Raw genomic sequence first — 16,501 nt, 5'->3', positions numbered from 1 at the left:
GTTCCATGTTGTTTGCTCCTGATGCAAAAGCACAGGTAGGAGACTATCGTAATGACTTTGTCATTGGATTCAATGGCGGTTACCAGCTTAATAAAATCGCTTTTGAAAACAGCATACCGCAGGATATGCTTGGAGGCATAAATTTCGGTGTCACTGCTCGTTACACGTGTGAGAAATATTTCAACACTATCTGTGCCATACAGATTGAATTGAATTATGCAGAGCTTGGTTGGAAGGAACGTATAGAGAGCATAGATGGTCTTCCGTGTATATTGCAGACCGGCGCTCACACAGGAGAAGCGGCAGCTTATCAGCGTAGAATATCTTATTTCCAGATTCCCTTGCTTGCCCATTTGGGGTGGGGAAGAGAGGAAAAAGGTGCAAAGTTTTTTCTGAACATGGGCCCTCAGTTCGGGTTTATGCTTTCGGAAGAAGCCACGACAAATTTCGAATATGAGGATGCTTTGAAGACAGACCCTGAGAGGGTCAGTCCGGAATGTGCACAGTATGCGATGCCTGTTGAGAAAAAGTTTGACTTCGGCATAACGGCAGGCCTTGGTATGGAACTTTCCATGAAAAAGGTGGGACATATAGCTTTGGAGGCCCGTTACTACTACGGTCTTGGAAATATTTATGGCGATTCGAAGCAAGACCATTTCTCACGCTCCAATCATAATAGTATAGTGTTCAAGGGAACATACCTCTTTGACATTGTACGCACAAAGAACGCAAAACGTAAAAAATGAAACAATATCTTGACCTGCTTGACAGGATTATGAAGGAAGGTGTGGTGAAAACAGACCGTACCGGAACAGGAACAAAGTCCATCTTCGGCAATCAGATGCGCTTTGACATGAGTGAGGGATTTCCTCTTCTCACGACTAAAAAGCTACATTTGAAGAGCATAATCCATGAACTGCTGTGGTTTCTCAGTGGCAGTACGAACATAAAATACCTACAAGAAAACGGAGTGCGTATATGGAATGAATGGGCAGACGAGAATGGTGAGCTTGGTCCCGTTTATGGACATCAGTGGCGTTCTTGGCCGGACTATTGTGGAGGGACTATAGACCAGATACGTCAGGTTGTGGATATGATTCTCCATTATCCGGACTCTCGCCGTATGCTTGTCAGTGCTTGGAATCCGGCAGAGATAGAGCAGATGGCTCTTCCGCCATGCCATTGCCTGTTCCAGTTCTATGTTGCTGATGATAAACTGTCACTGCAGTTGTATCAGCGTTCTGCTGACACATTCCTTGGCGTTCCGTTCAATATTGCCAGCTATGCCCTCTTGCTTCAGATGATGGCGCAAGTCACCGGGCTGCAGTGCGGAGATTTTATCCATACTACAGGCGACACTCATCTCTATCTGAATCATCTTGAACAAGCGGAACTGCAACTTACGCGTACTCCACGCGCATTGCCCAAGATGATGATTAATCCTGATGTAAAGGACATCTTCTCATTCCGTTATGAGGATTTTGAACTCACTGACTATGATCCATGGCCACATATTAAGGCTACTGTGAGTGTATAAGGACACTGAGGACAATTAGAGACATCATATTTACAGGTTCATACCATATATAACCGACAAGACAATGACAATAGTTATAGCCATATTTATTCTGCTGGCATTCATATTGATTGCCGCTACTCCCAAGACTTCTGTCAACAAAGCCGCCTTGGCAGTCTTTGCCGGTACGGTAGGTTGGGTTTTGTACATCTGTTTCGGTTCAGACTTTGTCATGGCGCAGCACCCAACGGACTATATGTCTTTCCTGCGTGGTGCAACAGCCAACAGTGTCGCTGTGAAAGAATATATAGCATCCAATATATTCATAAAATATGTGGGAAAGGCTTCCGAGATTGTTCTTTTCCTGATGTCTACGATGACCATCATTGAGATATTGGATACTAATGGCTGTTTTGATTTCCTCCCTCATTGGATAAAGACGCGCAACAGCAAACGATTGTTGTGGTCTGTAGCAGTGCTGACATTCCTGCTGAGTGCCAACATGGACAATCTTACGGTCACGACAATGATGCTTGTCATGATGCATAAGATGCTTCCAAACAGACGACAGCGGACAATCTTCGGACCTGTCATTGTGCTGAGTGCCAACATTGGCGGAGCGTTGACTGTCATTGGAGACCCTAACGGGCTGCTGTTATGGAATATGGGTGCCGTTACTCCAAGCCATTTCTCTGCATGGATGGCGTTGCCGTGCCTTGTGGCATGGGCAGTCCCAACCTTCCTTATGTCGTTGAAATTGCCAGAACGTGTGGAGCTTGAGCGTTTCTCTCTTCCATATAGAGGTGACGATACACGCCTGACAGTATGGCAGCGTGTAGCCATGTTCTTCTTCGGTATTGGTGGACTATGGTTCATTCCCACTTTCCGCGACATAACCAAGTTGTCTCCTTTCGTTGGTGCACTATGTGTCCTTGCTTTGCTTTCCATAGTAAATGAGACATTCAACCATAAACTTATTGTCAACAGTCGTATGAGTCAGCGTAATTCCCCACGGACAATGCACAACGGTATGCTCCAGATGATGCTCTTCATCATGGGTGTAATGCTGATGATGGGTGTGCTGGTGGAGACCGGAGCAAGTCTGTGGCTTGGAAAACTATGTCTTGAAACTCTCGGTGATACATGGAGCCTGTTCCTTGCGCCATTGATGGCAGCTGTTGTCAGTCTTGCTTTGGATTCGTTTGCCACGGCAGCGGCATTCTTGTCCCTGCATCCTATAGGTGGTACGGCGGAATTTATGACAAATGGTGAATATTGGATACTTATTGCCTATGCCACAGCCGTTGGCGGCACGATTTTTGGTATCGGCTCATTGTCAGGCCTTGCGCTCTTCTCGATGAATACAACGACAGTCGGATGGTATTTCAAGCATTTTGCACCAAAGATGCTTCTCGGTGCACTCCTCGGACTTCTTGTCCTTATTGCTGAGGCTCTCTATTTTTGATATAATGATGAATAAATAACCCCAAAAACAAATAATTATGGCAAAGATTAAGACTATTGGTATCATGACATCAGGTGGCGATGCCCCGGGTATGAACGCTGCCATACGTGCCGTGACACGTGCGGGAATCTCTAATGGCTTTAACATAAAAGCTATATACCGCGGTTACGAAGGACTTATTAATGGAGAAATAAAGCCTTTCACTACAGAGAATGTCTCGGGAATCATAGGAATGGGAGGTACGATTCTGAAGACTGCCCGTTCAAAGGATTTCCCGACAGATGAGGGGCAGCAGCGAGCTTATGAGACACTTGTCAAGGAAGGTATTGATGCCCTCGTTGTGATTGGAGGCAACGGTTCGCTTACAGGTGCCATGGAGTTCGCGCGCAAATTTGACATCTGCTGCATAGGTCTTCCCGGCACAATTGATAATGACCTTTATGGCACTGATAACACAATCGGCTACGATACAACGATGAACACAATCATGGAGTGTGTCGACCGCATCCGTGACACTGCGCAGAGCCATGAACGCATCTTCTTTGTTGAGGTAATGGGACGTGACGCCGGCTTCCTTGCGCAGAACTCTGCCATTGCATGTGGTGCAGAGGCGGCAATCATCCCGGAGGAATCTACCGATGTTGACCAGTTGGCGGAGTTCATGAAACGAGGAATACGCAAGTCAAAGAAATCATGCATCGTCATTGTCTCTGAGTCACCTAAATGCGGTGCGATGTACTATGCTGACCGTGTGAAGAACGAGTTTCCTGACTATGATGTGCGTGTCTCCATCCTCGGCCATCTCCAGCGTGGCGGCACACCGACAGCGCGCGACCGCATACTTGCCTCACGTACAGGTGTTGGTGCCATAGAGGCCATAATGCAGGGACAGCGCAACATTATGGTTGGTGTCCGTAACAATGAGGTTGTCTATGTGCCATTGTCTGAAGCAATCCGCTCTGATAAGCCTTTCGACAAGAAGCTTATCAAAGTACTTGAGGAACTCTCTATATAATATAAAGGTATAATCCTTTCTGACAGTATTTAATCGGTCACATATCACTGCGAGTGAACTTTCTTTATCCACAGTGATATGTGACCGATTCTCTTTCTCCAACCCCGGCTTGTATTCTTGTGAATATTTCTTAATATGTATGGTAAACACGTCAAAGAACACTTGCAACCTCTAATCCTTATTGTGAGGATTTTCGATTGCAAGTGCAAAGGTACAACATTTTACAAGCGATTCCAAATGCTAATGGGGTATGAATGGGGGTATCATCGATGAGAATGCATTAAAATTCCCCATTTGCCACCTCAAAATATTTGTTGAAGAAAACTTTGAGTTTTTCCAATACACGTTGGAATATGCCTTGACGGTTTGCCTTACGGTCGAATGGATTCGTCGGTGGAAGGATTTCATAGATTTCGGTTCCACCTTCAGCAACATATCCTTTTGAGAAACATCCTTCTATGAACTTTAAGGCAAGAGCAGGCTTCAGTTTCTCTTCTTGGATAAGTACTGCAAACTCCTCACGCTTCATGCGGTTGATGTACTCATTCCACATGGTGTCCACATCACTGTCCGGCGTGATGCTGTCGATGAAATTCTCAATCAGCTCTTTCTTGTCGCGCAGGTCAGGACTTGCACCTACCGCCTTGGTGATTTTCACACGTATTTCAGAGTCTTGGCAATGACTTTCTTTATAGAGATTCACAAGGTACAGAATATAGTCGATGTTAACCTCTACCTTCTTGACCAACTCCATTTCAAACTCGATGTCGTCAGTGATGTCTGCTGCATCATGCTTATCACGGTTTGAGTATTTATCGTGCAAGTCGTTATATGTGCTTGTGAAATCCTGCATGTTACGTTCCGAGATAAGTTCCTTGCCGCTGAACTCATCAAAGCATCTTAGCAGATTCCGGAATCGCAGGATGGAATTGAACAGACGGATGAAATCTTTCTCATCCTTCTCTGTAAGTGGTGGCACACCCGGTTCAAAGCGCGCCAACAATTTATCTGCAAGTTCCACATATCCTTTAACCCACTTGCCGTCATTGTCTTCATAGCCGTTGTAATAGTCATCAAACGGACGCAATATGGTTGTGGAATGAGCTTCTGAGTCGCCAAAGAGTGCGAGTGCCTTGTTTGTCGCATCTTCAAGGTTACGGAAACAGATGATGTTTCCCCATGTCTTTACAGAATTCAGGATGCGGTTGGTACGGCTGTATCCTTGCAGCAGTCCGTGGTAGCGCAGGTTCTTGTCTACCCACAGTGTGTTAAGTGTTGTAGCATCAAAACCGGTTAGGAACATATTGACAACGATGAGCAAATCTATCTCACGGTTCTTCATTCGCTGGCTGACATCCTTGTAATAGTTCGGGAACTTCTCGGTAGAGGTGTCATAACTTGTGTTGAACATTTTGTTATAGTCATCGATAGCACGCTCAAGGAAATCACGGTCAACCTCCTCAAGTCCGTCCGTACTGTCATTGTTCTCGCTTCCATCAGCGTCGTCATTAACACCGAAGCTGAATATTGTCGCAATCTTTATACGTCGGTTCTCCGGCAATTCGGCGATTTGTCGCTTCAACTCGTCATAATAAAGTTTTGCCATTCCGATACTCTGCACTGCAAAAATGGAGTTGAAACCATACAATCTCTCTTTACGGCGCATTTCTTTGGCTTCATGCTTGTTGGAATTCTTCACAACATCCTCCACATTCGTCAGGCGGTTGAAGGAATATGCCTCTGTGCGCATGGTCTGCTGTGCGAAATGTTCAAGAATATATGTGGAGACATTCGATATGCGCTTAGGGTTGCTGAACACTTTCTCCCGATCTATGCTCCACACTTTCTCGTCAGTGATGTCATCCTTCTCAGCAACAGTCCGGACATAGCTCACACGGAACGGCAGCACATTCTTGTCGCGGATGGCATCGACAATGGTGTATGTGTGCAGCCGGCGGCCGAAACGATCCTCTGTGGTGCGCTCCAAACCTTTCTTTCCTGCAAGCATGTTCTCATCAAAGATAGGTGTGCCGGTAAAACCGAACATATAATATTTTTTGAATTTCCTGACAATAGCATTGTGCATGTCACCAAACTGTGAGCGGTGGCATTCATCAAAGATTATCACCACTTCCTTGTTGTAGATTTCATGCTGCGGACGCTTCTTGACCAATGTCGCCAACTTTTGTATGGTGGTGATTATGATTCGAGCTTTGGAGTCGCTGAGCTGTTGCTCCAGTACTTTCGTGGAAGTGTTGCCATTGGCTGCGCCTTTCTGGAAACGGTCGTATTCCTTCATCGTCTGATAGTCAAGGTCCTTGCGGTCAACAACGAAGATGACTTTGTCGATGTATTCCAGTTCTGTGGCGAGTTGTGCCGATTTGAACGAGGTCAGAGTCTTTCCTGAGCCAGTCGTGTGCCAGATGTATCCACAGGCGTTTTTCGTGCCATAGAGTTTTGCGTTATGCGCTTTTGCCACTTGGTTCAGCAACTGCTCTGTGGCAGCAATTTGGTAGGGACGCATGACGAGCAGAAGATTCTGTTCTGTGAGGATGCAATAGCGTGTCAGTATGTTCAGCAGTGTATGGCGTGAGAAGAATGTTGCTGTGAAATCCTCCAAATCATTCAGTACTGTGTTGCGCCGGTCTGCCCAGTAGCTTGTAAACTCAAAGCTGTGGGAGGTCTGCTGCTTGCCGTTTCTCTTGCCCGGCGCAATCTCCTTAAGGTGACCGTCACGTGTGGTGTTGCTGTAATATTTTGTGTAAGTGCCGTTGCTGATGACAAACAGTTGCACATATTCATATAAGGCATTGCCGCTCCAAAATGATTCCTTGCCGTAGCGGTTGATCTGGTTGAACGCTTCCTTTATCGACACGCCGCGGCGTTTCAGTTCAATATGGACAAGAGGCAGACCGTTCACAAGTACGGTCACATCATAGCGGTTAGGGCGGCTTCCGTCGTTTGCCTCATACTGGTTGATGACCTGTGTGGAGTTGTTGTGTATGTCGTCCTTGTCAATGAGAATGATGTTGCGCTGTGTGCCATCGTCAAGGGTGAATGCTTTGCGGTGGTCAATCTGAATGGTACGCGCCTTGTCAATCATGCCTTTGCCTTCCGCTGCAATCTCTTGTTTGAAGAAACGCTGCCACTCTCCGTCGGTGAAGGTGATTCGGTTGAGCCGTTCCAACTGAAGGCGGAGGTTGCTCTCAAGCTCGTTGCTGTTATGGATAGGGAGGTGCTCATAGCCCTGACGCTGCAGTTGGGCGATGAAGGAACGTTCAAGGTCGCTCTCGCTTTGGTAGCTTTCGGAGACAATCTGTGGTTTCTCGTATTGAGCCACAACGGTTGATAGCGGATTCTCGGACAGTATGTTGTAGTTTTCCATGTTGGGGTTTTGTTTTTTTTGGGGGGGATTAGTCGATTTATTCGGTTTGCTCGAATTACTCGAATCACTCGAATTATTCGGTTCAATCGATTCATTCGAATGACTCGGATAATCCGAATGATTCGCGTCATTATTTCTTCTTGATGTTGACAGTCCCGTCGCAAGCGGGGTATTTTGTGCAGCCCCAGAACCGTTCGCCCTGTTTGCTTCCGCGCTTTATGACACGCTCAATCATTGTGGCGCCGCATTTCGGGCATTTGGGAGCATCTTCTTTCTGCGAGGCAAGGGCTGCATAACGGGCTTTGGTCAGGTTCTCGGTAAAGCCTCCTTCCTGCTTGAACTTCTCAAAACGGCTCTGTATCTGGTGGGTAAGCATAGAAATCTCCCGTGAGCATAGAATCAGCAGTGCATTGGCTGCAATGGACACATCGTTGCTCATTGTCCACCTGTTGAATTTCTTACGCTGGGCGATGATGTGCTCCATGGCATCGTGCACAAAGTTCTTTCCATACGCCGGACGGTCAAGCATAGTGCTGCGCACGGCAATGGCGTCAGCATTGTCGTCAGTCCATGAGCTTTCGCCCTGTGACATGAGGATGAACATGTAGTCGGAAGCCAGTTCCGAAGTGCTTGCACGAGCCACATCAAGCAGCTTCATCTCCGTCTCGGTCGATGTCTGTCCGCGTGATGTTCCCTCGGCAATGTTTGCTTGGATGGAGCGTGCTGCTTGTGTCATTTGGTCAAACATACGTCCGCACGGGTCGTTCGTCCTGTTAAGGAACTTACGGCAGAAATCAAATGTACTCAGTTGGATGATGTTTGACAATATCCAACTGTCAAGTGCCATATAGGCAGCAGTAGATGTGATGCTGATGTTGCTCATGATTGTTAGGTTATGCTGTTGCCCTCTCGAAAGTGAGTAACTTGTTTCGGTAATACTCGTATTGTTGCTGCCTTGCTTCCAATTCGGCAGGCAAGCCGTTCCGCAAGTCGGTTGTCAAAGCCTCAAAACGGTCAAGGATGTCAACGATGCGCTGCTGCTCGGCGAGAGGTGGGATAGGGATTTTAAAATCTTCTAAATCAGAAATTTTCACATCAATAACCTTAACACCTTGAGCTGCTTTTCTTTTTTGTTTTGCAAAATCTGCTGTTTGCATCCAATATGCAATATATTTGGGATTTTGATTATGTCTAAATACACATGCGTGACCTCCAATGACAATTTCTTCATTTCCAAGCCAAGCAACGGACTTGCAGACATCTTCGATATTTTCACTTGTATTGGTTATAACAATATCTCCTTTTTGAACTTTTACTAATTTCTTAGCTAATGATGCAGGAACTTTTGTTAGCGTTTTTGTTGCAAATGTACCAAGGCGAGTGTATATTTGACCGTAATGAATACATCCAACCCCTTCTTTTGAAAAATCTTTTTTCTGAAGTCCATTGCCTCTGGTAAAACTTCCTATCTCACTCATTCTGTAGTACTTATACCCCCCCCCTATGACAGTTCTGCACGCCTGTAGAGACAGGCGTGTCATCATTATCCTGAATATTGTCGTAGCCACCGAACGATAGGAGGTGGTTGCGATAATATTCATACTGCTGTTGTCGCGCTTGTAGCTCCGCTTGCAGCTTTGCTGTAAGCGCGGTGAAAGTGTCAAGAATCTCAACAATCTTTTCCTGCACAGGGAGAGGTGGGACTGGGATTTCAATGTCAATATACTGTTTCTGAGTCATACTTGGGACTGCTGCTCCTTTTGATAGATCCATTTTTTCAAAATTCTTGGTAGATAAGAAATAATAGAGGAATTTAGGATTCATATTATCATAGATTTCTGTCCAATAAATGGTATCTACTGTCCAAAATGGTTTGTCCACATAAAATATATTCTTTAGTGAACCTTTACGTGGCAGTAATACAGAAGGCTTATCATGAATGTATGAGTTGACATATTTCATTATTCCTCCACTTCCATATACAGGAAAATTACCTTCATCAAGATGTTTGTAATCTCTTCCATTTTTTATTTTAATGACCTCACCCAATTTCTTGTATTCCACTCCATTTGGGCAGAGTTCTTTTATTAGTTGTTGTAATGTTTTCATTTGTTGTCTTCTTCAGGTTCTGTTGGGTTTATGTCATCTATTTCATTTATAGGCAAAATGTGGTCTGTGGCTTTAGACGAAGAGATTACAGATTTTCCGAGTTGTGCCTCCAATGTGTTGCGGGCGGCTTTTGCAACATTACCGCCTTGTCGTGCTATGTGTGCATTCTCGTTAAATCCACGTGGAGACTTTTCCTTTGAAAGTTCTGTGGCAGATGCTTCGGCAAGAGTATTAAGTGCCAACTCAATGTTTGTCATATTGTCGCGAAGGTTCTCCTTTCTCAGTCCTTTATGTAACTTGTACTCTTTTGTGGTTTTGCCGCTCCATTGTTTTGTGATAATGTCTGTAAGAGAAGCAAACTGTACTCCTTCTTCTACACCGCCACGCTTCCATTCATCGGTGAGTGATTTGCGCACCTCAATAGAACGGATACGCTGGTTTATCCAATTCTCGGAATAGCCAAGTCTTCGGTAATCGTAGATGGCTTGCTCTATGGATAGTTCAGGGTCTTGCATTTGGTCGATACGTTGCTTGGCAACTTCAGCCATCCACATCTTGAATGGCTCAGCCTTGGGCGATGGTATGGATTGAACAATGCGGAAAAGTTGTTGAGCATCAACAACATCAGTAAGCCGCATTTTACCGTCCGGAGCTTTTAGTTTCAACTGGTAACAATTTGTTACCACTTCACTTCCTTCTTTCTTCAGGCGGCTTTTCAATACTTTCCAATATTTACGTGCGGTTTGGTAATCGCTGTCTGTAAGGACAGCAACCACATCTACAACAGAGAAATACCATTCTTCTGTTTGTTCATCCCATACGGTGCGTACTTTACGCTCTTCAAATATCTGTATAGCCTGTTTCTTTGTCATGCCATTTCTCCTTTCAATTCTGCTATTATGTCATCAATTTTTGCCCTTAGTTCGTTCTCGTGTGCCACAATCTTTGCGATGCGGTCATTAAGTTCGTTGATATCAATCTCCACAGTTGTGTCCTCCGGCTCGACATAAGTGGAGACGGAAAGATTGTATTTCTTCTCTGCTATATCGCCGATGGTGACGATGGAAGAGAAGTGTGGGATTTCCTCCTTATTGATGTGAGTGGTGTAGATTTTCTCGATGTTGGCATCGGAAAGACGGTTCTTATTGCCCTCGTGCTCAAATTCCTGAGAGGCATCGATGAACAGCACACGGTTGTCGCTTTTGTTCTTTTTCAGCACGATGATGCAAGTGGCGATTGTCGCTCCGAAGAACATGTTCGGTGCCAACTGGATGATGGTGTCAACGTAATTGTTCTTTACGAGATATTCGCGTATCTTCTGTTCCGCGCCGCCACGGTAAAGCACGCCCGGGAACTCGACGATGGCTGCAGTGCCTTCGGTGGAAAGCCATGAGAGGATGTGCATCACGAAAGCCATGTCAGCCTTGCTTTTCGGAGCGAGAACACCGGCAGGGGAGAAGCGCGGGGCGTTAATCAATGTCGCGTCAGAGTTGCCCGCCCATGGGATGGAGTAGGGTGGATTGGAGACAATGGCATCGAAAGGCTCTTCGTTGCCATGCAGAGGATTCATTAGTGTGTCGCCCTGCTGTATGTCGAAATGGTCGTAGTTCACGTTATGCAGGAACATGTTCATGCGGCAAAGGTTATAAGTCTTCAGGATAATCTCCTGCCCGAAGAAACCTTCCTTAACGTTCTCCGCTCCAAGCACCATCTTGAAATTAAGTAACAGTGAACCTGAGCCACACGCCGGGTCATAGACCTTGTTCACGCTTTTGCGCTGTGCCACAGCGATTTTTGCCAGAAGGTAACTGACCTCGGCAGGAGTGTAGAACTCGCCGCCTTTCGTTCCGCTGTTCAGGGCGTACATTTTAATAAGGTGCTCGTAACATGTGCCGAACACATCAATACCGGACTTCTCGTATTCCGAGAAATTCAGGTCACGGACGGACTCCAAAAGGTCGGTAAGCAGCCGGCACCGCTCTGCGACAGTCCCTCCCAATCCCGGGTCATTGGTGTTGAAGTTGGCGAACAGTCCCTTGACATCATCCTCGCTTGCTGTGCCTATGGCGCTGTCTTCTATGGATTTGAAAATGTTGGCAAGGGTAGTGTTCAGTTCCTTGTCGTTTTTGGCATTGTCAGCCACGTTGATGAAAAGCTGGCTTGGCTGTATGAAGAAACCTTTGGCATTTACCATTTCGTTGCGAGCCACTTCCGCATCCTCATCAGCCATTGCCGCATAGTCCGCATCCTCCACACCGGCTTCGCGCATCAGGCGGTTGCAATGTGCGGTAAGGTTTTCGGAGATAAAACGGTAAAACAGTGAGCCAAGCATGAAGTCCATGAACTGTACAGGACTAACCTTTCCGCCATGGACAAGGTCTGTGGCTGTCTTCCAGATGAGGTTCTTGAATTCCCCTCACAGTTGTTCGTTTGTCATAATTTATTTCAGATAGTCGTTTTTCTGCCTACAAAGTGACAAAGAATGTTTCAGTTAGCGAAAGGAAATAGATTCTAATTTCAAGCATTGTGAAATAGTTTGCAGTAGCCTCGTGAGCTTGCGCTATTGGCATTTTGTGCCAATAAATTGTACGGTGTGATAGTTGTGTTGTGTGGCGTTTTTAACATTTCTGCGGAAAATGGCAGGATAATGTTGGAAATTTTGCAGGGATTTTTGGTTTGTGTATAATGGCTTGAGTGTCAGTGTTTTGGATTTTAGAGTACGCCTTTTGTTGCCTTTTTTGGCAATAAAAAGGCGGCAAAAGGTATTGTTTTGGTGGATAAAAGCTATTGAATGACGATGCAAAAGCTATTGAATAGTGAGATGAAAGGTATCGAATGGCAGTGTCATTCGATAGTAATGGGATGGAAAAGTGGCAAAAAATGAGTTTTTCTGTGTTTGTTTTATGTTTTTCCGGCGTTAGTGGGGCGAAAAACAATGATTGCAGTTGTCAAAATATTTCCTACTTTTAACAAGGGTGAAGGGATGTGAATTGCATGGTGGGCTGCTGTGAGTCGGGCATGGCATGGTGGATTTTTCCAAGTTGTGACATGATTTTTTCAGGTTACATCATGATGAAACATGATTAATCATGATGTTGTTTGACTAATCATGATGCAACTTGAAAAAACATGCCGCAACCTGAAAAAGCGTAATGCAGCTTGATGGCCGTTAGTGTCACTGCTTTTTTGCAATCTGCCTTGTCCCTTCGCATTTCGGATAATTTGCGCAGCCCCAGAACTCTTGTCCCTGCTTTGTCCCTTTCTTTATCATGCGTCTGACCATGGTGTGCCCGCAGATGGGGCAGTTGGGCGCACCTTCCGTTCTCGATTGTTCCTTGCGAGCCTCAAGCCGTTCCTTTGTCATGTTCTCGGTGAAGCCACCCTCTTGCCTGAAAAGACTCAGTTGCACTTCCAATTGGCGTTGCAGCATTTTGTTCAGTCTGACGCAAAGGATAAGCATGGCGTTGGCGGCAACCTCGGGCGAGGAGTTCTCTATCCACGGGTCGTACTTTGCTTTTTGTGCAAGGATATGCTGTGCCGCATCGTGAAGCAGACTGTTGGAGTAGTTTGGTCTGTCAAGCTCCATGCGCCACAGAGCCTCACGGTTTGGCTCGCCGATGGTCCATATTTCCGCCTTTCTCCTTAAAAGGAAATTGAAAAAGTCGCCCTGCACCTCATCGATACTTGCGCGTGCGACATCAAGCAGTCGCATTTCCGTCTCTATGGAAGTGGTGTGGCGTGCCGTACCTTCCGCTATGTTTGCCACTCCGCAACGTGCTGCCAGCACCATTTGGTCATACAGCCGGCGGCACGGGTCTATGCGGTAGTCCACGAACCTGTCACAGAAACTCTGCGTTCCAAGTTGGATGATGTTGGCGAGTACCCATGAGTTGAGCCAGAAATAGGATTGGGAAAACTTGATGTCGACAGCCATGGTAGTAAGGGGGTAAGTTGTTGTTGGTTAGGGTAATTGTCTTGATGAGACATGATGCATCATGATTAAACATGACGAAACATGAGTCAACATGATGTTAGAGCATCACCGGCCTTTGCGCTTATCGCTGAGATAGTACCGTTCGCCCATTTGCAGAAGTTTCATCAGTGCCGGTACAAATATTGCCTTGAATGCGATTTCTTCAATGTCGATGCTTTCCTCAAAGATGAGGCCGAATACGGAGAAGCAGATGCCGAACACGATTACTGAAAGGATGTAGGTAAGGATGGTTTGTCTGTTCATTTTGTCTGTGCATTAAAACTCTGTGGAATCATCTGCATAAGTAAGAAAAATACCTGGGATTCGTGTACAAATATGTGGAAATTATTTGTTTATATCGTGAAAAAATAGTAATTTTGCAGACAAAATTTCAAAAACGTTTCTGAAAATATGAATATTTCTTATAAATGGCTTAAGGAGTATGTGGATTTCGACCTCACTGCCGAGGAAGTCTGCGTTGCCCTTACATCCATTGGTCTTGAAGTTGGTGCCCTTGAGGAAGTACAGAGTGTCAAGGGTGGATTGAAAGGACTTTATGTCGGCGAGGTTCTCACTTGCGAGGAGCATCCTAACTCCGATCATCTCCATGTTACTACTGTCGACCTCGGCAAGAAGGATGCCGACGGCAATCCTGTGGCACAGCAGATTGTCTGCGGTGCGCCTAATGTCGCTGCCGGCCAGAAGGTCATTGTCGCTGATTTGGGCTGCGTGCTCTATGACGGCGACAAAGAGTTTGTCATCAAGAAATCAAAACTGCGCGGTGTGGAGTCCAACGGCATGATTTGTGCCGAGGACGAAATCGGTGTGGGAAAAAGCCACGACGGTATCATTGTACTGCCTGAGGACACCATTGTCGGCATGCCTGCTGCAGAGTACTACAATCTTGAGAGCGACTGGCTCATAGAAGTGGACATCACTGCCAACCGTGCTGATGCGCTCTCCCATTATGGTGTTGCCCGCGACCTTAACGCATGGCTTGTGAACAATGGCAAGCCGTCAACCCTCCACCGTCCTTCATGCGACGCTTTCAAGGTGGAGGATGAGAGCCTTCCTGTGAAAGTCACGATAGAGAACACAGAGGCTTGCCGCCGTTATGCGTGCGTCTCACTCACAGGATGTGAGGTGAAGGAATCTCCTGAATGGCTTAAAAACAAGCTCACAATCATCGGTCTGCGTCCGATAAACAACATTGTGGACATCACAAACTATGTGATGATGGCCTATGGCCAGCCGCTCCACTGCTTTGACGCCGACATGGTGACAGGCAACCATATCATTGTCAAGGACAACAACGAAGGCAAGAAGTTCGTCACTCTTGACGGTGAGGAGCACACTCTCGGTGAGCATGACCTCGCCATCTGCAATGAGGAAGAGCCGATGTGCATCGCCGGAGTGTTCGGAGGAAAAGGCTCCGGAACTTACGAGACGACAAAAAATGTTGTCTTGGAGTCAGCATATTTCCACCCGACATGGATTCGCAAGTCTGCACGCCGTCACGGTCTTTCCACAGATGCATCGTTCCGTTTCGAGCGCGGTATAGACCCGGAAGGAACAATCTATGCACTGAAGCAGGCTGCAATACTTTGCAAAGAGCTTGCCGGCGGCAAGGTCTCCATGGAAATCTGTGACGAATATCCTAATCCTATCGCACCTGCAAAGGTGTCATTGAAGTACGATTATGTCGATAACCTTATCGGCAAGAAAATCGGCAATGACACAATAAAGTCTATTGTGACATCACTTGAAATGGCAATCGATGCGGAGGATGCCGAAGGACTGGAACTTTCCGTACCTGCCTACCGTGTCGATGTCCAGCGCCCTTGCGATGTTGTGGAGGACATCCTGCGCATATACGGATATAATAATGTGGAGATTCCTACACAGTTGAAGTCCTCGCTTGTCATCAAGGGTGAGGAGGACAAGAAGCTGAAGATGCAGAACCTTGTGGCAGAACAGCTTGTCGGTGCGGGATTCCGTGAGATTCTCTGCAACTCACTGACAAAGAGCGCATACTATGACGGTCTTGAAAGTGTGCCTGCCGAGTCACTTGTCAACATCATGAACCCATTGTCCTCCGACCTCAATGTCATGCGTGGCACACTCCTTTTTGGAGGTCTTGAAGCCATTGTGCGCAATGCCAACCGCAAATATCCTAACCTTCGCTTCTTCGAGGTGGGCAACCTCTACGAGCATTCCAAGGACAAGCAGGATGACGAGAATCCGATGAGAGCCTATAAGGAAGAGAACTACCTCGGTCTGTGGATGACAGGCAAGAGCATTGAAGGCTCATGGGCGCACAAGGATGAGAAGATGTCGTTCTATCATCTCCGTGCGACCGTCGACAACATCTTTGCACGTGTGGGACTCACTCCTCAGATGACTGTCATCGAACGCTCCAATTCCGACCTTTTCTCTGCCGCTCTGAAAGTCATGACACGTGGCGGAAAGGTGCTCTGCGAGATGGGTATCGTAAGCAAGAAGATACAGAAGAAGTTCGAGATACAGAACGAAGTCTACTTCGCCCAGATAAACTGGACACAGCTCTGCAAGGCTGTCAAGAAGCATTCCGTGCATTATCAGGAAATCTCAAAGTTCCCTGCTGTGAGCCGTGACCTCTCACTTCTCATCGATTCCAACATTGAGTTTGCGCAGATTGTCAGCATAGCACGCAACACAGAGAAGAAACTTCTTAAGTCCGTCGAGCTCTTTGATGTTTATGAGGGCGACAAGTTGCCGGAGGGAAAGAAATCCTATGCCGTAAACTTCATCCTTCAGGATGCGGAGAAGACACTCAATGACAAGGCTATCGATGCAATCATGAACAAGCTCATCACTAACCTGAAGAAGCAGCTTGGTGCAGAACTGAGATAATTGGTGTTTTCCAATCAGAGTTGGGGCGTCCATGCACTGAGCACCGCAAAGCGGTGGCTCTTTGTTAACCTAGTATGCCGTGAAGCGGCATGCGAGGATAGCAACAAAAGCTATTCCATAGCACCGTAAGACGGTGCCTCATGGAA

At 46.4% G+C, this 16,501-nt stretch carries 12 protein-coding genes and 1 pseudogene; 5 read left to right on the top strand and 8 right to left on the bottom strand.

Annotation, left to right across the window (positions count from 1 at the left end; all coding sequences use genetic code 11):
• The first annotated feature begins 5 nt into the window (after positions 1-5).
• Genes HPS57_RS03910 through pfkA form a run of 4 tightly spaced genes read left to right on the top strand, consistent with a single transcriptional unit; the run spans position 6 to position 3,996 of the window.
• On the top strand, positions 6-746 hold the full coding sequence (locus HPS57_RS03910) for a porin family protein (protein ID WP_172180655.1): 741 nt from the start codon (positions 6-8) through the stop codon (positions 744-746).
• Positions 743-1,537: a thymidylate synthase gene (locus tag HPS57_RS03905; RefSeq protein ID WP_172180334.1), complete on the top strand. Its 795-nt coding sequence runs from the start codon at positions 743-745 to the stop codon at positions 1,535-1,537. The genes HPS57_RS03910 and HPS57_RS03905 overlap by 4 nt, the downstream gene beginning before the upstream one ends.
• A 49-nt stretch (positions 1,538-1,586) precedes the next feature.
• Entirely contained in the window at positions 1,587-2,981 is a 1,395-nt protein-coding gene (locus HPS57_RS03900; RefSeq protein ID WP_369811445.1) for an SLC13 family permease, read from the top strand.
• A 37-nt stretch (positions 2,982-3,018) separates the two neighbouring features.
• The gene (pfkA, locus tag HPS57_RS03895; protein ID WP_172180328.1) at positions 3,019-3,996 is read left to right on the top strand and encodes a 6-phosphofructokinase; all 978 of its coding nucleotides are present in this window, start codon (positions 3,019-3,021) and stop codon (positions 3,994-3,996) included.
• A gap of 280 nt (positions 3,997-4,276) precedes the next feature.
• Here the strand turns inward: pfkA and HPS57_RS03890 are convergent, their stop codons facing one another.
• The 8 genes and pseudogenes from HPS57_RS03890 to HPS57_RS03855 form a co-directional block, all read right to left on the bottom strand.
• Positions 4,277-7,381 (bottom strand): type I restriction endonuclease subunit R, encoded by a 3,105-nt coding sequence (locus HPS57_RS03890; protein WP_172180325.1) that lies wholly within the window; start codon positions 7,379-7,381, stop codon positions 4,277-4,279.
• A 130-nt stretch (positions 7,382-7,511) separates the two neighbouring features.
• Positions 7,512-8,264, bottom strand: a complete 753-nt coding sequence (locus HPS57_RS03885) for a four helix bundle suffix domain-containing protein (protein WP_172180323.1) — start codon at positions 8,262-8,264, stop codon at positions 7,512-7,514.
• Positions 8,265-8,274: 10 nt separating this feature from the next.
• Positions 8,275-8,859, bottom strand: coding sequence for a restriction endonuclease subunit S (locus HPS57_RS03880; RefSeq protein WP_216653370.1), 585 nt, complete (start codon positions 8,857-8,859; stop codon positions 8,275-8,277).
• Between the two features lie 10 nt (positions 8,860-8,869).
• Positions 8,870-9,490 carry a restriction endonuclease subunit S gene (locus HPS57_RS03875; protein WP_172180318.1) on the bottom strand — a complete coding sequence of 207 codons (621 nt, stop codon included), beginning with the start codon at positions 9,488-9,490 and terminating at the stop codon, positions 8,870-8,872.
• Positions 9,487-10,362 (bottom strand): BRO-N domain-containing protein, encoded by an 876-nt coding sequence (locus HPS57_RS03870; RefSeq protein WP_172180315.1) that lies wholly within the window; start codon positions 10,360-10,362, stop codon positions 9,487-9,489. The genes HPS57_RS03875 and HPS57_RS03870 overlap by 4 nt, the downstream gene beginning before the upstream one ends.
• Positions 10,359-11,891 (bottom strand): annotated as a pseudogene (locus HPS57_RS03865) (type I restriction-modification system subunit M); the annotation flags it as partial. The gene HPS57_RS03870 and the pseudogene HPS57_RS03865, both read right to left, overlap by 4 nt.
• Before the next feature lie 774 nt (positions 11,892-12,665).
• Positions 12,666-13,424, bottom strand: a complete 759-nt coding sequence (locus HPS57_RS14245) for a four helix bundle suffix domain-containing protein (protein WP_216653369.1) — start codon at positions 13,422-13,424, stop codon at positions 12,666-12,668.
• A 105-nt stretch (positions 13,425-13,529) separates the two neighbouring features.
• Positions 13,530-13,727 carry a hypothetical protein gene (locus tag HPS57_RS03855; RefSeq protein WP_172180313.1) on the bottom strand — a complete coding sequence of 66 codons (198 nt, stop codon included), beginning with the start codon at positions 13,725-13,727 and terminating at the stop codon, positions 13,530-13,532.
• 147 nt (positions 13,728-13,874) lie between these two features.
• Between HPS57_RS03855 and pheT the strand changes: the two genes are divergently transcribed.
• A complete protein-coding gene (gene pheT, locus HPS57_RS03850) occupies positions 13,875-16,355 on the top strand; it encodes a phenylalanine--tRNA ligase subunit beta (RefSeq protein ID WP_172180310.1) in 2,481 nt (826 codons plus the stop codon).
• The last annotated feature ends 146 nt before the right edge of the window (positions 16,356-16,501 follow it).

Source organism: Palleniella intestinalis (genome assembly GCF_013166595.1).
Taxonomy (GTDB): Bacteria; Bacteroidota; Bacteroidia; order Bacteroidales; family Bacteroidaceae; genus Prevotella; species Prevotella intestinalis.
Note: the sequence above shows the minus strand (reverse complement) of the source record. Positions and strands in the feature narration are given on the sequence as shown.